Genomic DNA, 20,828 nt, shown 5'->3' with positions numbered 1-20,828 from the left:
GATTGTCTCTCTGAACGCGATACAGCCTTGAGATGAGCTCCATGAACCCGAACTATCGTTATGTGTTTGATCGTGCCGTCTCGGCCTCCGGAACTGCTAACCCGAAAGTCTTGGACTACGGCTGTGGTCGGGGAGAGGTGGTGACCTTTGGCCGTTCAATGGGGTACGAGTTTTTCGGAGTCGACCGTACTGCTCCCGCTTCGGAACGCCCCAGCCATTTTCAGCCGCTTGATGGGACGCGTATTCAGTTCGAGGATGCATTTTTCGACGTGGTGATTTCGAACCAAGTTTTTGAACACGTGTCTGATCCGCCAGCCGCCCTAGCGGAGATCGCACGCGTCCTGAAACCAGGTGGGGTATTTATCGCTCTATTTCCGTCGAGGGCGGCGTGGTTCGAGGGGCATGTTGGTGTTTATTTCGTGCATCGAATGCATCGACACCTCGCCAAGGCGTATCTAGAGATCTGCCATCGGTTGGGGTTCGGCTATTATCGCGAAGGTAAATCAGCCCGTGCGTGGGCTGATTTTATGCTGAACCAGCTCGAAACGGACGTTTTCTACCACTCGCCGGCTGATCTCAAACAATGGTGGACCAACGCTTTCGGAAGCACGCCAGTCGCTATTGAGCACGATTTTATGCTCTATAGACTGTCGAGCTCGCCGCGACTGCGTTCGTTCTCGCGAATTGTCAGTGCGCCGATATTTGGGCCAATAGTTTCTTTTATATGCCAGAAGCGGGCAGGCATCGTCTGGCGTACGACTAAATCACCCTCAGGATACGATTGCACAAAATCGTTGGCTGCATGACGTTGTGTGCCGCTCCACCACCTGAATTCTGAATACTAATTCCGGTAAGCGCAGAACTTGTGTTCAGGGTGGCCAGACTTGCGAAATTGCCTGCAACAGCGTTCACATTTCCACCGGGCGCGTAACTCTGCACGGTGTGACTATGACCGGGATCGCTCACGCCATGAGCGTGGCTTGGCATCTCACCAATAACGAGGACGTGCGCATCTTCACCGCCAAACCCGCCGATGCTGTGGCGCACGCTGGCAAGCCCGCCACTTACGAGACGATTGGCGGTCGCTCCGCCCATGTTGTCCACGCACGCGGTCACGCGCCCCCGTAAATCGGGAAGATTAAACGTGGTCGATCCGTCCCCCGTTCCAAACGCTGTTCCCATAAGTGCAAATAGGACGGAATAAGTTGTGCGGCTGATCGATTGCCCATACGGGAAAACAAACGAGCTGTTCGGCGCGGTCGAGCCCCAGAACTCAAGACTCGCTCCGATCGGAACATTGTAAGGATTGCCGAAAAACCCATGCAGGTAAAAGGCGCCATCGCTGTTGTTGTAAGCGGCCACATATGGGGTGCCTTGGACAATTGTGCCGGCCGGCAGCTCGATATTCGGGGCGGTTCTCAGTGCTTTCGCACCAAGGCCGTCTACATTTAGAGTGGACGTCCCACCATTGGTGACGTGCGGCGTGAACGCGATGATCTGTCCGTTGAGATGCGGCAGCGAATCGAATTGCTGGTTGCTCGTTACGGCGTAGGCGGTGCTCGTGCCGCTCGTTGCGATCGCGCCCGCGATGTCGTCGCGATATTTTGCGGTCGCCGCCATCATGGCCCGAGCGGAGTCGTTGATGCTCGACGGGACCTGTCCTTCGGACCAGTTGATCGTTGGATCGGCCGTGGCATCCGCCGATGCGGTCTGCGACCATCGATAGAGTGTCATTCTGCTTCTCACATAGAAATGGCAGCCGCGCGGGCTGCAGGGGCCGGTTTGTGGCTGTTCGATGCGGGGATCGCGGCACGTGCCCGATGATCGATCACGCATCCATGGCTAGGTCTCTCGCCGTAGCGTCAGATACTGCTCGCATGCACAGGACGGCGCCCTGGCGATCAGCAGATTGCGGATCACCCCTTTGGGCACTCCGGGACTTTCTCTTGCGATCGCGTCCACACGCGTCTGCACGACGCGCTCGATCTCACCCCGAAGCTCCTGAATCCTGTCTTCGATGGTCAAATCGCTGCGATTCTGCTTCACCGTTCTGATCCTCCTTCATCGTACGCTCCGCCGATCGGAGCCGAACGAGCATCTTGTTCGTATGCGCGAGCGCGTGCTGCGTGCGTCTCAAGCTCTTCTCGCGCCTCGTCTCGTGGTCCGCGATGAAACGCTTCAGGTCGTGGGGCAAGGCCTTGAAGCGCTCCTTCCAGGGACCTGGCCAGGATTGCGGGGGCGAGAGCTTGGCGATGCCGTCGAGGACGATCGCGACCGGCGCTCCCGCCGTGGGATCAGCCAATCCCAATGAGACATGAGCTCTGGAGATGTCGAGAATCGCCTCCCAGAGCGGCTCGACACCGATGCCGCCGTGTTCTCGGGCAAAGCGGGCGACTGCCGCCGGCGAAGCCGGACAGAACGACTCGCGCTCCCGCTCGCACCAGCGAGCGAACAGCGGAGCGCGCTGCCTGCGCGCCTCGGCAAGCGCAGCCAGAACGGGGTTTGTCATCGACCGGACTCACGGCCTGCCGGATCTGCGGGCCTGGTAGAGGGCGACCGCGTCCTTGAGATCACCCGACGATGTCAGGCGGGCGTTGAGCGCCCGCAGATCCGTCCGTCCCCGCTCCCCTGACGAGGCTGAGACACCCGGCCGCACCACGGGCGGGACAGCCTTCGTCACCGCGGCATCCTTTGCCCGCATCATCAGTCGATATCGCGCCGCGTCGTACATCATCCGCTGAAAGGTGGCGTGGCGCATCAGCGGCTCGGTCTGGAACAGCCGGTTGAGCTCCGACGCCGAGATCCCGCTCTCCTTTGCCGACGCCATGATCTCCGCGGCAACGGCCTGGCGTATAGCGCGCGGCTCGCTCTTCAGCATGTCCTCGAGCCGATCGTCCTGGTCGTGCGCAAAGGACTGGAAGCTCCGTTGAGCCGCTTCGGCGTGCTGGCGCTGCGCCTCGGCCTGCTGTGCCAGCAACTGATCCGACATCGCGACGGCTGCCTGGATGCGTCCAAACCTTGCCGGATCCTCGCGCGACATCCGTTCGAGCGCGGCGGGGACCTGCCCGGCAGGCATGCCGGCGAATTCGGGAAACTGGCTGAGAAAGCTCGCTTGCGCAATCTGGACGGCAGACGCCAGACCTTCCTGATAGGATTGGCGGGCCTGCTCGGCTTCGCCGATCTTCTCCTCGATCGCCTGCAGCACCTGCGGATGCTGCAACACCTTCTCCAAGTCAGGCGCAAGTCGCGACGAGGCATCGTGCTGCGCCGGATCGGTCTCGGCAGCAGACTCGGCAGCCCGCGAGGCCGGTTCGAAGCCGTCGGGCTCACCATTTGCCGGCGAACCCAAGCGGTCGCCCGGATCGGAATCCGGCGTCCCGCGAGATACCTCACCCGCCTCAGCGGCCCGGACGCGCGCGTGATCACGCGCCGCGCGATCGAGCGTGACCGACTCGCCGCGATCGACCACGTTGCCGGCTTCGTCGACATACTCCCGAACCATCACCGGCGGGCGTGGATCGGTGCGCTGCTCGGCAGCGTCGCGCAGCGATGCAACGTCGCCGTCGAGCGGTTCGCGCTCCGGCCGCTCCTCCGGATCCGGCATCGGCCGATAGCCGGCATTCTCCAGTTCGAATGCCGCCCCCGTCAGGAGGTGCTCTGATTCATCTGACATTCACTACCGCTCCCTCGAGATGCTGCTCCGAGCTACTTCTTGCCAAACGCGCCGCTGAACGGCTGGAGCAGGCTGCCGATTCCGCCGGCGATCTTCGCAAACTGATCGGCACCGGACATCTCCTGTGTTCCGGTCATGGTGCCGTTGGTCTGCTGACCGAGCTGAGCGATCGGCGTTCCGATCTGTGCCAGGAGCCCCAGCGCCTGCACCGGAATTCCGCGGCGCTGCGCCTCCTCCGCCAAGGTGGCATTGGCGCCATAGTTCTGCGCATCGAGCGCCGCCTGCGACGCTGTCACGCCCTGCCCCTGGTTGGCGAGGGATTGCTGCTGCATGCCGCCGAGCATGTTGGCCGTCGTGTTGCCGGCGCCGTACAGCGCGTTGGCCGCGCTCAGCTGGTTCTGGACGTCCTGATTGTACTGGGCCGCGATCACAGGCGCTTCCGCCGCCGCCACGCCGCGGCCATACGCCATCTGGTTGGCGCCGCTGAAGTCGCGCCCGGCAGCTGCAAACTGGCCGTTGATGGACGTGCCGACATCGTTCTGGATCTGCGCCAGTTGCGCCGCGAGCGCAGGATTGTTGCCGATAATGCTGCCATTGGCGTAAGGCGTCAGCTGCCCCTGCAACGTCTGCAGATTGGCCAGGGCCGCCGGCGCCTGCGCCAACGCGTTGCCGCCATTGAGCAGCGACTGCGCATAGGCCCCGATGCTGCCGGCATAGGGATTACCCTGCGCCGCGTTCTGCTTGAGCGTATCGAGCGCGCCAGTCTCGGCGCTGGTCAGCCCGGTATTGTTCAGGCCATTGCCGACCTGAGACAGGATGTTCTGCAACATCGGCTGCGCCGGCTGCCACGGCTGCGTCTGGGATTGCTGGGTCTGCGTGCTGGATGATTGTCCGCCCATTGGCGAGGAGCCTTCTTTTCTGAGAATCAATTGCCTAGCTGTTGATCGGATCAGCAGCTAACGCATCTCGAGCAAATGCCGGGATGGTTGAAGACTTCCATTTCACCAATAAGCCGGTCGCGACACGAGAGTGCGAACGCTGCGGCCATCTTGAGCAGACTGCGCCGAGGATCTTTCTGATTCCTGATCGACCGGACTGGTGTTTGTAGGCTGCGGAGCAGAAGTACCGCCCGCATGGCGGCCACTTACCCGCTTTTCGGCCCAGTCTCTGAGATAGCCGGCGGTCTTTCCTGCTAAGAACGGATTCGCCTTCATCGCGCTTGGCTTGAGTAACTGATCCAACGGTGTTGCAGGATCAGCCGTAAGAACAGATCTGGCACCACCTGCGCCGGCAAAGTGCGCGAGATACAAATTTCCGGGCGTCGTCGGCAGTCCCCACCTCTGAAGTTGTCTGCCGTTCTCGTGCAGGTACGCTTCCGTCATCTCGCGGGAAAGGTCGGGGTTGTTGCGGAGCGCTAGAAGTTCCTCCCGGCTTCCCCTGATCTCCGGGTGATAGCGAGCCATCAGCTCAAGCCAAGTCCCATCAATGAACTGTCCAAGTCCCGTAGCAGAGGATCGCGGGTTTTTAGCATTTGGGTTTCCACTGCTTTCAGCTCCGACGAATCTTTCCGTCAATGCTGACGGCGCAAGATGGTTATCACCCGCGGCAACTGGCTTGGAGACTTGCGGGCCCGCAATACCTTTCCGCGCTGTCGAGTCAAACGACGGAGGCGCGCTCGCACCTGTGGCTCCAGATGGCGCGTTTAGCCCCCTTGCCCAACCCAGCCGCTGCTGCTGACCTGAGTAGCCGCCCTGCTCCTGCTGCAGGCCGCGCATCCGGTCGATCAGCGCAGCCTGCGGATTTACCTCAGATCTGATATCGAAGCCGGGCCCTGCGGCGTTGCCTTGCTCCGGTACTGCCGGCTGCGACGGCATCAAACCCTGGAACGCCTTGAGCAGACCCTCGCCCCAGCTGCCATAGGTCTGCGGATCGAACTCGCTGTCGTCAAATCTCGGCATCACCTCGTCTCCTTTTCCATGATCACGTGTGTCTGCGCGTAGCCCTCGAGCACGCGCTGCCAGCCTTTGCGCCCGAAGATGCGGACGCGTTGGCAGCCTTCTGCCTTCGCGTAAGCCTCGATGCCGCCGATCAGCGGCAGCCAGCGATGCCGACGCCGGCCTTCGCAGGCGACGATCACGCACACCTTCCCTGCGTCGGTCTGTTCGATCCGGGTCGTCGCCACCGCATCGATCGCGACCTCGCCCTCGTCCCTGCTTAGCGCCAGCCACAGCAGCGCGCGGCCCTGGCGAATGTCACGCTCGACGTCAGCGAAGGCCGACAGGCCCGTGCGCGAGATGGCGCACTGCAGCCGCTGCGCCACCCGCGGCCAGATCAGTCCGACCTGGTCGGGATCGACGCAAGCGAGCTCAGCCGAGCAGCGCATAGAGAAACGTCCGCGTCGTGACTGCACTGCTGGCGTGGGTGAGCGTGAACGAGCCGTTGGCGACCGCGCTCACATAGATCGTCCCGTTGCCGAGCTCGGCCGCCGCGCTGGCGGTCACCGGCGTAAGGATCGGGGTCGAACCGGCTGCACAGTTCTTGTCGGCGACCACTGTCGCCGTCGTGCCCGCCGCCAGGGTGACGCTGCCGACGGCGTTGGAGCGCCCGGCGGCGAGCTGCTGCAGCGCCAAGATGATCTTCTTGAGATCGGTCTCGGTGATGCCGGGGACGTAGGCCGTCATAGCGTGCCGCTCACGGTGAGGTCCGGCACCACGCCCGCACAAAAGCTCCATGACGCGTCGGCCGGAATCCTGATCTTGAAGCGGGCATAGCGTGTGTCCTTGCGCAGGTCGCAGCGCCCCGTCCGCGTGTTGACCGAGACCTCTGCCCCCGCGACAGCAGCCGCCGACGGCTTGTCGCGCGAGGAGACCGATCCGAACAGCGAAGTCGCGTCGGTGACCGGCCGGAAGCCGCGGATCATGATCCGATTGTCGTCGGTGCCCTGCTCTGCGCTCTCCATTGTCGCCTCGAGATTGTTGCCCCGGAAGAAGCCGAGCACATGATTTGCCGAGAACTGCGCGATCTCGGGCTGGACAGCCGTCGCGTAGGCGTCGAGGCTCAGGGCCATTGCGTCGATCGACGACGAGATGCTGTCGAGATTCTCGAGCGTGAGGCCGGTCTGCGACATGCCGAGCAGATATTCGCCGGTTGCCGCGATCGAAAAGAAGCGGTCGAGCAGGAAATCATAGCCCAGCAGCTTGTCATAGGTGCCGACCGCGCCGGAAATCGACCTGTAGGACCAGAACACCCGCGTCGAGCGCGGATCGGCCGCCCCGATCAGCAATTGCAGATTGCCCTTGTCGAGATCGGCAAGGAAAGTGCGGTCGACCTTCTCGCGGCCGATCGGCTGCGGCAGGCCGCCGGGCTCGATCTTGTGAAAGCCCTGACCGGCATAGAAGAAGATCCGCTCGCCGGCACGGATGATCGAATACGGCGCGTAGAGACCCTTGTCCTGGGTGATGCGATCGATCTGAAAGATGATCGGCGATCCCGGCACGTAGGACATGCGCCGGATCGCCTGGTCCTGGAAGATGACGCCCGCTTCCCCGCCGGCAACGCCGCGGACGATGCCGCCGTCGGGAAAGTCCTGATGATCGGACCCAGCCGTCAGGCCGTCCCATGACGTCGCCGAATTGAAGTTGTTGAGACCCGACCATTGGACGCGATAGGGCGTCGACAGCAGGCCGGAGAGCACCAGGAAGCGTCCGACGACGCTGATATAGGCGGCCTGCGGCGGCGCGCCCAAGGCGTTATCGAAGACGGTCGACGATGTCAGATCGAACACCTGCAGCAGCGCATTCGCCTGGGTGGCGAACACGAGATTGCCGGTCTGTGCGAACTGCCACTGCGCTGCCGCGGACAGCTGCGCATAGCTGGTGCCGCCCTTCGAGACATCGAGCCAGGTGAAGTCCGTATTGTTGAGGCGGTAGAGCTTCGTCGATGTCGCGGCGAAGGTCACGACGGTGCCGTCCGATTTCAGAGCGTAGAACGCACCGCGGCACGGCTCCGGCAGAGCCGACGTGTAGGCCGAGAAGGACGGAAAGGGGCCATAGCCATCGCCGCGCGGAACGACGTTCTGAATGTTCCGGGTGGCCTGACCTTCATAGTCGCTCACGTCGGGCCGATATTCGCCAAAGGCAAGAAGAGGCATGTCACCTCCAATCATCGATTGCCGCCGGCGAACATCCGCCGCGGTCAAGAGAAAACAGAAAAGATCGGTAACGCAGATGGTGCCTGGGCCTTCAAACGGCTGCGTGCATCAGGCTTGAACAGATGATGACCACGACGAGGACATCATTCGCCCGTCCAGGGCGGCGCCGAAGGAGACAACGCATTCCACGAGATCGACGATGCCGAAACACCGAGCCAATGGTCGGCCACAGCTGGCGCCGGCAACCAGGCCTGCTCAGGATCGGTGCTGCTGCTCCAATCGATCGTCCCCACGCCGAGAGGATACCAGGCCTCGAAGCCGCGCCCGTAGCCGACGTCGTATCCGACGAGCTGATATGAGGTCTTCTGACCAGTCATTGCGCCAAGGAAGGCCGATGATTGGCCGTTGACGGTATGAGCCCGCCCCGCGGCCTGCATCGTGCCGGCCGTCGTGATGGAATTTCCCGCCGCGACGAAATCGCCGCGGGCGGCGAAAGCACCGAACGAATACAGGACCGAGGTGCCCGCCGTCAGCCAGCCGTTCTGCGCGGCGAGAAGACCGATGCGCGCACTCGCCGAGCCGCCGGCATAGACGAGCGCCGCGGTAATCTGAGTGAGTGCAGACTGGAAGCTGGCTGCGCGGCCTGCAAGCGTGACGGCGGCCGGACCCGCAACGAAGATCGTATTCGTTGCGGAGCCGCGCGGGAGTTGCGCGATCGCCAGCCTGCCGACGGCGTCGAATCCGAGCAGTGACATCAGTAGTACTCGTCGATGATGATGATGCCGGAACCACCAGCGCCGCCAGTCGTGCCGTTCGAACCCGCAGAACCGCCGCTGCCCGCTGCGCCGACCGAATACGCGTATGTCGCGGCCGGAGCAGCAATGTACTTCTCAACGTATCCTCCGGCGCCACCCCCGGCAGCACCGCGCCCGCCCGAACCGCCGTCGGTGCCTCCGCCTCCTCCGCCGCCGCTGCCGCTATTTGTCGCCGCCGCACTTCCCGCGGAGCCGATCCATCCGCCTGCTCCACAGCCGCCGAATGCAGAGTTGGCGCCATTCCTGCCTTGAAGCACCGCACCTGTTGAGCCGCCCGCACCATCGGTCGGCGTGCTGTGACTACCTCGGATATTGAGGTCACCGCCCGCCGCGCCACCACCACTCGCGTAAGCGTTGCCGTACGGGCCGCCGTTTGCTCCTCCTGAGGCGGTCAGGAACGACGAGCCGAACGTCGTGTCACCGCCGACGCCACCAAATGTCGCTCCCGTCGTGCCGCCGCCGCCCCCACCGCCCCCGCCGCCGACCATGCGGACCAGCAGCGCCTTGCATCCGGCTTTGAGAGTGTAGGTGCCAGATCCTGACGTCAGGACGGAGCGCGTCCAGTTGCCGGGACCTGCAGCCGCGGCGATATTGCTCCGCGCCTGCGCCTGCTGTGTGCTGGTGAAGGCGTTCGCCTCCTCGATCGAGATGAGATCTTCCTTCAGCGCGACGATCGCGACTTGTGGCGCAGCCGAAAAATTGATCTTCGCCGTCGTTCCGGCCGAGGTGAACAGAATCGTCGTCCGAGCGAAGGTGCCGGTCGACGAGGCGTAGGCGCCCTCGCCGATCTCCCATTGCGTCAGGTCGGCACTCTCGGCCCTGTATTTGTAGAGCCGGCCATTGACCGCGCCGGCTGCGGCCGGGCTCTGATAGCCCTGGACGGCCGCGGCATAGGTCCAGTCCGTCGTGCCGCCGGCGGTGGGCAGGAACCTGCAGATGTCGAGAAAAGCTGCCATGTCAGGTGATCGTCAGGATGCCGTTCACTTGGTCGAGGTCGACCGTGAACGTATTGCCGTTGGTAAGCGTGACCGAGGTGCCGTAGTCCCACCAGCCGATCAGTGGCTTGGTCGCCGATGTCGCGTTGTAGAGCACGGCGTATTGAAAGGGCCCGATCGAACCGCCGGCCGCGGTCCACGACGGATCGCTGCCGCCGATGAAGCGGAAGGTGCCGGAGGTCTGTCCGCCGGTGATCGCACCGATCGAGACGCCGCCTGCCGTGTAGCCGTTCCCGGTCGCCAGGTCGGCCGGCGTGTTGTAGACCGTATTGGTCGCGACCGGCGCCGTGCTGGTGAGATAGATCCTGTAGACATGCGATGTCCCGGTGAGCATGTCGTGCAGGGCGTGCGCGACATCCTGGACGAAGCAATTGAACTTGTTGAAGGCAGCCATGTGATCCTCTGTGTTGGACGGCGTCTCAGACGACCTGGCCCGATAGCCGCATCGCCATCGGACCGGCGTTGAAGGTCGACGTCAGGCCAAGAGCATTGAGATCGGCGAGCGCGCTGGTGAAGCCGAGCCCCCAGGTCTGAATCCGTCCGTCCTCTTTGAGATACGGCGCCGACTCCAGGAGAGCGCCGTAGAGATAGAGATCGGGTGCCAGCGTGAGCAGCCAGTTCGAATCGTTCGATGCCAGCGGCGGAATGGTCCGTCGGTAGACCATCTCGATCGTGTAGGCGGCGTCAGGCCGCGGCGCGAGCTCGATCTGGTCGCCGAAGACGGAGAAGTAGCGGGGCTGGCCAGTGACGTCCGAGACGCGAAAGCGATACTCGCCGAGTTGCACGCCGGACCTGAACTCCAGCGCAGGCTGGCCGCGCACGCTGGTCAGCCGTATCCGCCGCATCGACTGGAAGTCGGACGGCAGCGCGATGAACTCCGGCTCGCTCGCGCCGAGATCGACGACCGCAATGGCCCGCTGCTCCATCTGCCGCACGAACAGCTGCCGGTTGAACTTGGCTTCGGCGAGCTGGATGAAGCTCGGGATCCGCGCCACCAAGGTCGCGTCCTGGTCGCGCGCCAGGTATTCGGTCACTGCGGACTGCAACGAGGAATAGTTCGAGATCAGCGGCATGACGGCTCCGCCCTCCATCCACTCTGCAGCGCAGGCTTGTCGGTGCGCAGATAGGCCCAATCCGGATCATTCAGCTTCGTCTGCACGATCGCGTCGAACTCGGGCGTGAACAGGCGAAGCCGGGTGTTGCCCCTGGCATATTCCTCGTTCAGCCATTTGACGTAGATGACGTTCGGAATGCGCGCGACGTGGCGGCCCCAGTCGCTGTGCTGCTCGTCGCGGCGCGCTTCGCTGTTCCAGTCCAGGATGGGCGCGACATCCTGGAGATGCTCGATCACGAGGCCGGAGCCGTCGCGATCGAGATGCGGGCGAATGGTCAGCCCATCCATCACGACAGCTCCGTGATCCACAGCGTGCCGGCCGTCGCCGTGACCAGGCCATTGCTGGCCGCCTTGATAGCCGCGATGTTCTGCCCGGGCGTCACGGTGACGTATTCGACCGTGTTGGCCGGGAGAAAGACGTCGGACACGGTCGCAGTCTGGGCGCCGTCACCGATCCGGTAGCAGCAGGCCGAACTCGCGGCCAGGCGAAGCTGGAACGTGCCCGGACCGAACTTGTTGGTGGCCCCGACGCTGCCGTCGTAGGCGATGGTCTGCGTGCCGCCGATCCGGGATGAGGGCTGTTTGGGAAAGAACGACATCTCAGGCTCCCCTGACCGCAAGCGAAAAATGCATCGGCACTGATGTTCCCGACGCGCCGGAGGGCGACAGGGCGATGACATCGTCTTCGTTGAGGTAGACCGGCGACGCCGGCACCACCGAGAACAGCTGCCCCGCCGCGGAGCCTGACTGCGGGACAGCGAAGCTTGCGACCGGCGCCCCGTTCACCGTCACGGTGACAGTGCCGTCGGCCGTGGTGATGGCGCCGCCGAGGATGCCGGCGACTTTGAGCAGCCTGCCGCGGAAGGGCGCACGGACATAGGCGGCGACGGGACTGGCGCCGCAGGAAGGCGTGTAGGCCGTCAGATCGGCCGTGTTCAGGGGACGATTGCCGGGAAGCGGCATGAATGAACCTCCAAAAGAAACAGGCGGCCCGAGAGCCGCCTGCAGGTCAGGGTGATGAAAGATCGGACTATGCGGTGGTGTTGTCGAAGATGCCGCCGCTGGCCTTCTCGTTGCGCGCGACCAGCGCGTATTCGGCGAGGATCTGGCGCCGATCTGAATCGCCGGTCTTGGCCAATGGAATCGAGATCATGTTGCGACCGTTGAGATAGGCCACCGCCCACTTGTCCATCTCAAGCACGAGCACATCGCGCGCGCGCTGGAAGCGGCTGGCGACCACCTTCAGCTTGCCGAAATCGGACTCATAGGCATCGACGGAGGCGACGATCTTCTTCGACTTGGCCTCTTCGATCGCCGTCGAGCGGCCGGTGAAGGTCGAGAACACCTGCTTGTTGAACGCGCCGGTCAGGATCGTGCCCGGCTTGCCGCCGTTGATCCAGATCGACGACAGCACCGTCTTCAGCCGCGCCTCGGTGAAGGCGATCTGAGTACCGTCCGTACGGGTGCCCGAGCCGTCGGCCGCGGCCGGATCGGCCGCGCCGCCGGCGCTGCCCTTCGACGTGTTGGAGACGATCCATGACAGGATCGAAGCCGTCTTGCGCGGCGTCGTCGTGTTGCCGATCAGCTTGGCCTGGTTGGTACCGCAAAGAATGGTCTCGAGATCGCGCTTGAGCTCGAGACCCTTCAGCATTTCCTGATAGGCGAGCTCGTTGTCGCGACCGGCATGGTCGACCGCCTGCTGGGTGCCGGAGACGCGCGCGACCTTGTAGGAGATCTGGCACTGGTTTCCGAGCCGAACGGTCGGCGTGGTCACGTTGGTGTTGGGATCGTCGCCTTCGAGCTGGGCATTGGTGCCGTCGGCAGGCGCGAGCGCCTGGGTCTGCCACTCGTGATTGACGGCGGTCGCCTTCTCCTTGTCGACGCCGCTCATGAATGGGGTGTCGACCGGATCGATGCGATAGATCATGTCGCTGAGATCTTCGCGATTGCCGACCGCCTGATAGGTGACAAAAGTGGACGTAGGTGTGGTCATCGATGATCCTTGTTGATGGTTCGCCCAACGGAAGGCGTACGCCGCAATCGCACCGCCGTTGCGGTGGTCACGAGCGGACGTTTCGCCGATCGGCGCTGCGCAGTTCCGAAAATGGTCGAAGTCGTTCAGGTCCCGCCGGCGCGATGGCGCGGGAGATCGCTCCCGGTTCGGCTCGCGCGAGACGTCAATGCCGTAGCGCCCGTTGCGTGCAGGGTCGGCAGAACCGCCCATCGCGCACTCACCGCGTCTAACGCGGTGAAGCTCGACAGCACGGCACAGTCAATCGAAGCCGGGGATGTCCGCGGCTCGCAAAAAAGCCCGCGGCGGGGTCTCCGGCGCGGGCTTCATGTAAGTCTTTTGATGTTGCCTTTATGAAGGTGATTTGCCCGACGTGTCAATGGATCATGAGATGAACGTGAACGAGACATCGAGCTCCTCGCAGAGGCCCCCGACGCTGATCATCGTCTGACGGCGTGGGCGCCGGACCTGACCGTGCAGATCGAGAAGAGCGCGATCGAGATGAGGCTGGAAACGGTAACGAACGCACCCGCCGTCGCACCCGTCGTGACATCAAGACCAAACGAGAAAGACATAGCGATTGCTCCTGCAAACAATCACGAGCCACAGACTACAACGAGGGCCGGCCGCTATGCTGGGTGACTGCTGGTCCAAGTGCAGAGTAGCGAGGTCGCGCCTCTCTCTCCAGCATCAGAAACATGACATTCAGTTCCGCCAAAGTGGCCGCAAAAACAGCGAAACAAACGACACCTTCGCTGCCTTCCGGTACGACCGTCCCGAGCGACGCAAGGATGGCACCGCAGTAGAGCAGAACAAATTGGAGTAGGACGTCAAAAAGCCAGAGGCCATTTTCGAATCAAGTCGCTTACGGTGTCTTCCGACTTCTCACGGCTTCGGCTCCCGAGCAAATCTACTTTGCCGTGCGGCTAACCGGTCGTCTCACGGGGTGGCTCGTCGCGGCGCGGTCCAACCGCGAACCGACGGGATCCGCTGGAGTATCTCAAAACGATTCTTCACACCACTCCACCAATGCTTGTCCGCAGGACCATCCTCGCGCATTATTTCTGCTCATGGATATTTGGATGGTAATCTCTGCAATCTCTCATGGATCATAGATGACTTTCCCGAGGCGGTGCCGCGCGGCGAGCGCATCGACATCGTCTTGACTGGCGGGGTAGGCCTCATAGATGATCTTCGTCTTGAAGAAGACGTCGTACCGTGGATTGAGCGTCCACGCGACCCTCGAATAGATTCCGAACTGATCGTAGAGGTTCTGACCATCCGCCTCGTATAGGGACTGTCCGGCGGACCCTCGAACTGGGGCTTCACCGCTCTCTCTGCGTAGAACGCCTGCTCCGCACGAATGGCGGCTCTACTCTTTTGTTCCTGCTCGGAAGACGTATCCGGACAGGATATCCGCCGCAATCTCTTGCCGCGCCCATCTTCAGCGTCGCCAACCGATACACAATCCGTCCGCAGGTCATCTACGACGCGCCACGCAACGATGGAGCCACTCGTCACATAGGCCTGGTCCGACGAGATCAGCAGAAAGCTTGCGCACGCGGCCATACAATAATCGTAGACGACGACCGCTGCATGGCGGTCTCGTAGCAGGCGAGACAGGGTCATAGCCGTCGCAGCCTGTCCTCCGAAACTTCTGACCACGAATAGACCACCATATTGGAGATCGTGTATGGTGGAAAGATCCATGCCGTCATCGATCCAGCCGTCGAAACAAACGATACGCCGGTCAGGTCCGGAGGCAATCGGACGCTGCAGCGGCCCCCGGCAATACTCGACAGCAAGGTGCTCGAGATCCCAATTGGCCTCGCTTTGAAGCGGATCAGCCTTTCCTGGTGGGACGATGATCAGAACCATCGCCAGAACGACTAACCAGCGAGCAGTCGCAAGGGTCCATGAGCCGAATGGCATTCGGCATCCTTCCTGAATTCACCTTGAGGAGGATCGATCACCAGGATTGGCAGCCATGAGCCTGGTCAGCAGGTCGAGCAGACCCCCACTTCCGATCTGGGCGCCAGAAACCTGCGGCTGGCTCGACGTGCCGAGGCCGAACAGCACGGCCGGGCCCGCAGCGCGCGCGGCCATCGCGTCCATCTGTCCGCTCCCGCCCTTAGCCGCCAGTCCATCAGTTGGCTGCAGCTTTGCTGCCAGAGCAGGCGCCATCATCTGGAACGATCGGCTGGAGACACCTTGAGAGACCGGGGAAGGCGACTCCGGCCGGAGCGGCGCCTCGTTACGACGATAGAACCACGGCGATTTCTCGATCCATTTCGGCGCTGGCGGCGGCACATAGACGGGCCGGCGGTTTCGATAGAGATCCTCGAAACTCGGAACGGTCCAACGGTCGGCGTATCCGGAGGATCACCAGCGAAATTCGGATCAGGGACAATCGGCACGGAATGCAATGAAGCCTTGTCTCTCATTTTCCTACCTTCAAAAGAGCCTTGATGTTGATGACAATCCGGCGAGCTTGCCGATCATGGATCATAGATCACGTCGCGCGCGCCGAACTGGTTGGCCAATGCCGTCGCCTCCTCTTGCGACTGAGGATAGGCCTCGTAATTGATATCCGCCTTGAACAGACGCTTGAGCGAGGTCGGACTCAACATCCATCCGATCTCTGGAAAACGTCCTGTCTGATCGTAGAGCCGCTTCAAGCGCTTTCGGACATATTCGCTGTCCGGCAGCGGCTCGAAATGATACCGATCGACGACCCTGTCCTGATAAAATTGTCTGAGCACCGGAGCATCGCTCGCAAAAGAGAGACGCCATTCCTTTCCGTTCGGACACTCCGCACGCCACAATTTCGGAACGCTGGAATCATGCGGCTCACGAAACGTGACCTGGCAATCCGATAAGAAGTGCTGCCATACCACGATCGTATTCTTCACGACGTAGGTTCTCGCCGACGCCACGAAGTAATACTCCGCACAATGGTAGGCGCAGACGTCGAACACCACCACGGTTGCGTTGCGGCTGCGCAGCAGATCGGAGACGCTCATCGCGGTGTCGCGCTTGCCACCATAGCCGCTCAACACGAATAGCCCGTTATCAGCGATCTGGTTCACCGTCGACACGTCGACATCGAGGCCGGTCTTCGCGCTGAAGCAGACGATCGTTCGGTCAGGACTGATCGCCGTCGGTTGCGGGACGTCACCGCGACAATATTCAACGGCGCGATGATAGGCCTCGGGATTCGGTTTCGCGTCCTGGGCGGCCAGTCCGGTCGCATACAGAAGGAGAAAAATGGAGCCGGCCCACCGAAGCAATTTGCTGACCATCCGTGGCCCTCTGAACGGTCGCCGTCCTCTCTCCTGTCGTCCAGTCGCGCTCCAGCGCAGCCCACAACCTCGGTACTCGTATCGTGGCATTGTCGCTTCTCATCGTTTGCATTCTGGAGCCTGAACGGCCAAAAGGTGCGTGTTTCCGGAAACCTCCCTCCCAGCCACGTTCCTTGAAGTATGAGGTAACAGCCGTATTTGCTGAAGGAGAGGTTGTCGTTGGCACTCTCAAATTCCGGATACGGTAGCGAGAACGTTCGCCCACCAGCGCGATCGATACGCACGATTCCGCGCGTCGTGTGCCGGCAAAATTCTCCAAAAAATCGGACCGAGAACTTTCGCGAAGCTTAGAACAAACAAAGAACATGTCAATACAGCTTTTGATTGTTCTCCGTCAAACCACCCTACAGCACGCCGAACCGTTTCCTGCGCTCCGCCGTCCGCGCGAGCTCCCTCAGCTCCGCCTCCGCCAGCTTGCCGTTGGCGATGATCGCGCCGAGATGGTCGCGCACTTTGCCGACGATGTTGATGGCGAGGAACAGCTTTTCGCGGCCGGCGACGTCGTCGATCTGGGTCTGCCGCCAGGCCGCGCTGTAGCTCGCCTCCAGCACGTCGAAGGCGCCGGCGAGCAGTTCGTCGTCGAGCAGCGCCTTGGCGCGAGTCCCCCGCGCCGCCGTCTGTTGCAGGATGCTCTCGTCAGTCATCGTGCCGCTCCTTCTGCTCATCAGACGCGCGATTGGCATGAGCTGCAGTTGCAAGGCCCACGGCCGCTTCGGCAATCTTCAGCTCGTGAGCCGCACGCACCTGTTCGCGCTTCTGCGCCGCCTCGATCGACTTGAGGTGCGCATCGAGCAGCGCGATCTTGGCATCCAGCCCGGCCTTGATCTTGGCCAGCTCGATCTCCGCCTGCATCTTCACCTGCTGATGGACCATGTCGTTGTGCGTCTGCTGCTGCGCCAGCTCCGCCTTGTGCGCGGCGATCGCCTGCTCGGTCTGCAGACGCGCCTGCGCCGCGAGCAGCTTCGGATCGGGTGGCGGCTGCAGCGGCGCCGGCGGCGGATGCAGCGGCCGGCCGGTCTGCGGGTCGACCGCGGCCGGATCATTGAAGAACCGACCGGGATTCTTGTGCCCCATGATCCGCGTCAGCTCGGCCGCCGTGTTGTAGAGCTCGCGATCGCCGACCAGGTTGATCTTGCCGGCCATCGCCAGCTCCTTCTGGACGTTGGCAATCGCCATGGTCTGCGCGAACTGCTGCGCCTTGCCGCCAGAGCCGAGCCCGACCTCGATCGTCATGTCGTCGCGCGTCTTCCAGCTGCGCGGATCGATTTGGACCCAGGCATTACGCAGCCGTACGGTCTGGCGCTGCTGACCGTGCTTGCGGATCGTGCCATGCAGCAGGCCGAACATGTCTCGCACGCCCTCCGCCATGATCCGCGCGATCAGCTTGATGCGCATCTGCGAGGCGGAGAATACTTGCGCAACTGCCGTCGCCGACTGGTTCTGCAGCGCGTTGGCGTCGATGCCCTGCGCCTGCTTCGAGAGCCCCGAGCGGCTCTCAAGCTCGGCATCGATATATTGCAGCATCGGATAGATCGAGCTGGTGATGTCAGGCACCACCTGCCAGTTCAGCCCGCCCGCCGTCTTGGTGCGAACCACACCGCCTGGACGCGAGACCAGGAGATCGTCCAGCGTGTTGGGGCCGGCGTTCGCCTCGGCCACCTCGACGCGGGGATTGTTGTGCAGATAGAGATTGTCCAGCGCGCCGCGCTTCAACGCCGTCTTTTCGCGCTGCAGCGGCATCACCAGATCGGCGATCGAACGCCCGAAGAAGCGGTGCGTCATCGGCACCGGCGTGGTCGCGGCGAACGGGATCGCGTCGAACGGCGTGATGCAGTCCTGTCCATCCTTGCGCAGGATCTCGCCCTGGTCGCCACCGGTGATGATCTGGTACAGGCACGGCCTGCCGTCGCCTTCATAGTCGATCCGGACATAGTGCTCGGTGATGCGCACGAGCCTGGTGCCCGAATTCGATGCGCTCGACGATGCCCGTGAATGCTCGTCGACCGTATCGCGCGCAAGCGTTTCGACCTGCGTCGTCCCGGTGTAGTCGCCGAGCGACTTGATCTGCGCAGGGTCGAACCCTTCGGCAATCAGCTGAGCCTCCGTTTTGGTGACGATCTCGTGGAAGCAGTAGTTGCAGTCACGGATCGAGCGCGCGCCGCGCTCGATCCCGAACTCCTCCGGCGGCACGCCCATCACCCGCGCATGGGCGAATTTTCGCGTGGTGACGATGGTGACGTCGTGCGTGATCGGTTCCGGCACCGGTTGCAGCGGCGCCGGCGGCAGAGGCATGGTCATGGTCATGGACTCGTTGATGCTGGAGAATGGACAAATCGAGCCGGCGCCTAACGGCTTTCGCCCCGTGACGCTTCGGTCAGGAGGTAGTCCTGAATCATCCCGAGCAGACCGCCAACGGGAGTACCGGCCTGCCCGCTCGCGACGGTGCCGCCTCTTGAGGGAGATTCGCCTACGCCGGGAAAGCCTGCAGCAGAGGCACGAGCCGCGTCTCGGATGTAGGGAATGGCCGAAGCTCCGGCGGAAAACGCTCGATCGGCCTCGTTGCGCGAAACTGTCCCAGCTGACGGTTCGTCACGACCGCCAGGGTACCCGGACGCCCAGGGAGCGATTCTCGAACCGAAGTCGTTTCTGTTCAACGAGGAGCCGGCATAAGGCACGGGTGGTTCGGAGGCGGGCTCCGTTCTTATCCGCCCGCTCTGAAAAGTCGGCATGGATGCTGAAGGTGGCTTTTCCGACCTTACACCCAAAATGTACTTCTTGATGAATTCTGCGATCCGTGCCGGCGCGACCGTATAGTTCGCACCGAACCCCGGAATGGCGACGCCCGCCCCGATCGACGAAACTTTTGCGTTCCAAGGTTCAGGGATGCCGTATGTGTCCGGAATCGTGGCGTTGACATTCAAGGACGGCATGTTGACCGAAGCGCCGTATCCTAGAGTATCTTCGGAGGTCATGCCCCTTCTGAGATGAATGAGGTGAGCCCCTCCTCCGCCCATGCCGACGCCTCTCGTCAAGGTGACACTCGGCGCAGCTGGCGCGCCCGGATTCCAATAATATGCACCTCCCCAACCGATGAACGGCAGCTCGAGAGAGATGCCATCCGGGCGAAGGTTGCCTTTCTCGTTGACCGACACTAAATTATCCTCATCAAGCGGAATGAACATCGACTGTGATCTATAATTCTGTTTCCCCTTGCGAACATGTCCTACACGGCAATCGGCATCCTTCTGATCTGGACGATCGTCCGCCTGACGCTGTCGGCGCGATGGCTGAATGATCTTCGCATCATCCACAACCACATTGCTCCAGACGCTTCAGACATGAAGTACATGATGCCGAGTTATTACAGACGATGGTGGTTGCTGAGATTTCGTTTCTCGGCAATGGACCCGACGAAACTGACGGAGCCCGGTCGTGACCGTCTGAAGACCGCAATATGGAACGAGCGTGCGATATGGGCGTGGTCGGCCATCGGGCTTCTGTTGATCTTGGTGCTCGGCGCGCTGGGCTGAGCATCGTGTCGGAAAACTGCAGGCGGCCGCCTCTGAAGCGAACGGGAGACATCGGCTGAAGGCAGGGCTATCGACCGCGTTCGGCTCTTTCCCGCGATACCAGCCGTCAGGACCAAGTCGTCATCGGTCCTTCACTCCGCGACCGCGCGATACGCCGCCCAGCCGAAGGAGAGCAGTACAAGACGGCCAAACACCGGATTGCCGGCGGCAAAGAATCTCAGAAGAACAGGCAGGCTGCGCAGGGCAAGCCCATAGCTCTGTCGCCCTCGGCTCGGATTTCTGCTGGAGCCGTCGGCTCGAATGCGTGGGCCAAGAATGGATAGCGATGTCCCATCGTCCTGAAACTGCGGAGGAAGTGCGCCGTGGATGACGATCGGCTTCCTGTCATGATCGCATCTACTCAGCTCACGCGAGCCGATGCGCGTCGGCGCCTGGCACCGAGGCTCCACCCGACACCATCAAGCCGGTCGCCGACGGCGCTCTTCCTGAAGACTGGTGTAGGCCGTCTTCTCCCCCGCGCACGCTATGCGCAACGATCCTCATCGCCCCGTCGGAGTCCATGACCGACTGCGCCAGCAGCGCGAATTGGTCCTCGCTGAGATCGTAATACGTCTCGCGGCTCTCCTCCTCGCGTTCCTCCCACCACACCTTGACGACACCGACCTTTGAGAGGAGAGCATCCTTGATGAAGGAATACAGGATCATGAAGCCGGGGTTCTGCTGCATGAAGACGTGATTGACGTAATCGGTCTCCTGCGCCGCGGCGGCCTCGTCCTCCGGACCGACGGGCTCGAACCGCACAACCTCGTCGGATCCGGCGAAGATGTCCATCAAATGCGGCATCAGTCCTTCTACCGTATCGGCGACATCGGTCGAGACCGCCCGCGAGCGCCCCTCCTGCGCCGGCATGTCCTTGCGCATGTTGCCGAGATAATAGTCCATCGCATCGGCGCGCTCTTCCGCCAGCCGTGCGGCGGAGATGGCGGCCAGTGCATCCGCCTTCTCGGCGGCGAGCATCGTCTTGAGGTCGGCGTTCGACATTTTCGGCATGGTCAGAACCGTATCGTTGACATGATGTGAGCGATGAGATGGGCCGACTGGTGCCGGGCACTGGAGAGCGGCATCAACGGGAAGGCGCCAGACGCGATCGCCGCGAGGCCTGCTCGCAGACGCGCCGC

The 20,828-nt window shown here is 62.4% G+C and carries 23 protein-coding genes; 2 read left to right on the top strand and 21 right to left on the bottom strand.

All coding sequences use genetic code 11. The features are described 5' to 3' along the window. The first annotated feature begins 41 nt into the window (after positions 1-41). The gene (locus tag ACQR10_RS08805) at positions 42-806 is read left to right on the top strand and encodes a class I SAM-dependent methyltransferase (protein WP_316216929.1); all 765 of its coding nucleotides are present in this window, start codon (positions 42-44) and stop codon (positions 804-806) included. Here the strand turns inward: ACQR10_RS08805 and ACQR10_RS08800 are convergent. From ACQR10_RS08800 to ACQR10_RS08705, 20 genes are all read right to left on the bottom strand, one after another. After that, positions 760-1,734, bottom strand: coding sequence for a phage tail protein (locus tag ACQR10_RS08800; protein WP_316216930.1), 975 nt, complete (start codon positions 1,732-1,734; stop codon positions 760-762). The two genes, ACQR10_RS08805 and ACQR10_RS08800, sit on opposite strands and share 47 nt — an antisense overlap. 253 nt (positions 1,735-1,987) lie before the next feature. Continuing rightward, positions 1,988-2,509 (bottom strand): hypothetical protein, encoded by a 522-nt coding sequence (locus ACQR10_RS08795; RefSeq protein ID WP_316216931.1) that lies wholly within the window; start codon positions 2,507-2,509, stop codon positions 1,988-1,990. A gap of 9 nt (positions 2,510-2,518) precedes the next feature. Next, positions 2,519-3,673, bottom strand: coding sequence for a hypothetical protein (locus ACQR10_RS08790; protein WP_316216932.1), 1,155 nt, complete (start codon positions 3,671-3,673; stop codon positions 2,519-2,521). A 32-nt stretch (positions 3,674-3,705) separates the two neighbouring features. Next, the gene (locus ACQR10_RS08785; protein WP_316216933.1) at positions 3,706-4,572 is read right to left on the bottom strand and encodes a tail fiber domain-containing protein; all 867 of its coding nucleotides are present in this window, start codon (positions 4,570-4,572) and stop codon (positions 3,706-3,708) included. 102 nt (positions 4,573-4,674) lie between these two features. After that, the gene (locus ACQR10_RS08780) at positions 4,675-5,631 is read right to left on the bottom strand and encodes a transglycosylase SLT domain-containing protein (RefSeq protein WP_316216934.1); all 957 of its coding nucleotides are present in this window, start codon (positions 5,629-5,631) and stop codon (positions 4,675-4,677) included. After that, positions 5,631-5,993 (bottom strand): hypothetical protein, encoded by a 363-nt coding sequence (locus ACQR10_RS08775; protein WP_316216935.1) that lies wholly within the window; start codon positions 5,991-5,993, stop codon positions 5,631-5,633. Before ACQR10_RS08775 ends, ACQR10_RS08780 begins: the two co-directional genes overlap by 1 nt. A gap of 46 nt (positions 5,994-6,039) precedes the next feature. Beyond that, a complete protein-coding gene (locus ACQR10_RS08770; RefSeq protein ID WP_316216936.1) occupies positions 6,040-6,354 on the bottom strand; it encodes a hypothetical protein in 315 nt (104 codons plus the stop codon). Further along, positions 6,351-7,823 carry a hypothetical protein gene (locus ACQR10_RS08765; protein WP_316216937.1) on the bottom strand — a complete coding sequence of 491 codons (1,473 nt, stop codon included), beginning with the start codon at positions 7,821-7,823 and terminating at the stop codon, positions 6,351-6,353. The genes ACQR10_RS08770 and ACQR10_RS08765 overlap by 4 nt, the downstream gene beginning before the upstream one ends. A gap of 143 nt (positions 7,824-7,966) precedes the next feature. Continuing rightward, the gene (locus ACQR10_RS08760) at positions 7,967-8,578 is read right to left on the bottom strand and encodes a hypothetical protein (protein WP_316216938.1); all 612 of its coding nucleotides are present in this window, start codon (positions 8,576-8,578) and stop codon (positions 7,967-7,969) included. Next, on the bottom strand, positions 8,578-9,594 hold the full coding sequence (locus ACQR10_RS08755; RefSeq protein WP_316216939.1) for a hypothetical protein: 1,017 nt from the start codon (positions 9,592-9,594) through the stop codon (positions 8,578-8,580). The genes ACQR10_RS08760 and ACQR10_RS08755 overlap by 1 nt, the downstream gene beginning before the upstream one ends. Before the next feature lies 1 nt (position 9,595). Next, a complete protein-coding gene (locus tag ACQR10_RS08750) occupies positions 9,596-10,027 on the bottom strand; it encodes a hypothetical protein (RefSeq protein WP_316216940.1) in 432 nt (143 codons plus the stop codon). A 25-nt stretch (positions 10,028-10,052) separates the two neighbouring features. Beyond that, complete coding sequence (locus ACQR10_RS08745; RefSeq protein ID WP_316216941.1) at positions 10,053-10,706, bottom strand: phage adaptor protein; 654 nt, start codon at positions 10,704-10,706, stop codon at positions 10,053-10,055. Continuing rightward, a complete protein-coding gene (locus ACQR10_RS08740) occupies positions 10,697-11,035 on the bottom strand; it encodes a hypothetical protein (protein WP_316216942.1) in 339 nt (112 codons plus the stop codon). The genes ACQR10_RS08745 and ACQR10_RS08740 overlap by 10 nt, the downstream gene beginning before the upstream one ends. Then, positions 11,035-11,346: a hypothetical protein gene (locus tag ACQR10_RS08735; RefSeq protein WP_316216943.1), complete on the bottom strand. Its 312-nt coding sequence runs from the start codon at positions 11,344-11,346 to the stop codon at positions 11,035-11,037. The genes ACQR10_RS08740 and ACQR10_RS08735 overlap by 1 nt, the downstream gene beginning before the upstream one ends. Before the next feature lies 1 nt (position 11,347). After that, positions 11,348-11,710: a hypothetical protein gene (locus tag ACQR10_RS08730; RefSeq protein WP_316216944.1), complete on the bottom strand. Its 363-nt coding sequence runs from the start codon at positions 11,708-11,710 to the stop codon at positions 11,348-11,350. Positions 11,711-11,777: 67 nt separating this feature from the next. After that, on the bottom strand, positions 11,778-12,740 hold the full coding sequence (locus ACQR10_RS08725; protein ID WP_315739071.1) for a DUF5309 domain-containing protein: 963 nt from the start codon (positions 12,738-12,740) through the stop codon (positions 11,778-11,780). A 2,516-nt stretch (positions 12,741-15,256) separates the two neighbouring features. Continuing rightward, positions 15,257-16,060 (bottom strand): hypothetical protein, encoded by an 804-nt coding sequence (locus ACQR10_RS08720; protein ID WP_316216945.1) that lies wholly within the window; start codon positions 16,058-16,060, stop codon positions 15,257-15,259. Positions 16,061-16,464: 404 nt separating this feature from the next. Further along, entirely contained in the window at positions 16,465-16,764 is a 300-nt protein-coding gene (locus ACQR10_RS08715; protein ID WP_316216946.1) for a hypothetical protein, read from the bottom strand. Continuing rightward, on the bottom strand, positions 16,757-18,418 hold the full coding sequence (locus ACQR10_RS08710; RefSeq protein WP_316216947.1) for a portal protein: 1,662 nt from the start codon (positions 18,416-18,418) through the stop codon (positions 16,757-16,759). Before ACQR10_RS08710 ends, ACQR10_RS08715 begins: the two co-directional genes overlap by 8 nt. 47 nt (positions 18,419-18,465) lie before the next feature. Next, positions 18,466-19,302 (bottom strand): hypothetical protein, encoded by an 837-nt coding sequence (locus tag ACQR10_RS08705; RefSeq protein WP_434837760.1) that lies wholly within the window; start codon positions 19,300-19,302, stop codon positions 18,466-18,468. A 36-nt stretch (positions 19,303-19,338) separates the two neighbouring features. Between ACQR10_RS08705 and ACQR10_RS08700 the strand changes: the two genes are divergently transcribed. After that, entirely contained in the window at positions 19,339-19,650 is a 312-nt protein-coding gene (locus tag ACQR10_RS08700; protein ID WP_316216949.1) for a hypothetical protein, read from the top strand. Between the two features lie 405 nt (positions 19,651-20,055). Here ACQR10_RS08700 and ACQR10_RS08695 read toward each other — a convergent pair whose 3' ends face one another. Next, positions 20,056-20,700, bottom strand: coding sequence for a portal protein (locus ACQR10_RS08695; protein WP_316216950.1), 645 nt, complete (start codon positions 20,698-20,700; stop codon positions 20,056-20,058). Positions 20,701-20,828 lie beyond the last annotated feature (128 nt).

Origin of the sequence: Bradyrhizobium sp. HKCCYLRH2060, from assembly GCF_051168135.1 — a bacterium.
Classification (GTDB): Bacteria; Pseudomonadota; Alphaproteobacteria; order Rhizobiales; family Xanthobacteraceae; genus Bradyrhizobium.
Note: the sequence above shows the minus strand (reverse complement) of the source record. Positions and strands in the feature narration are given on the sequence as shown.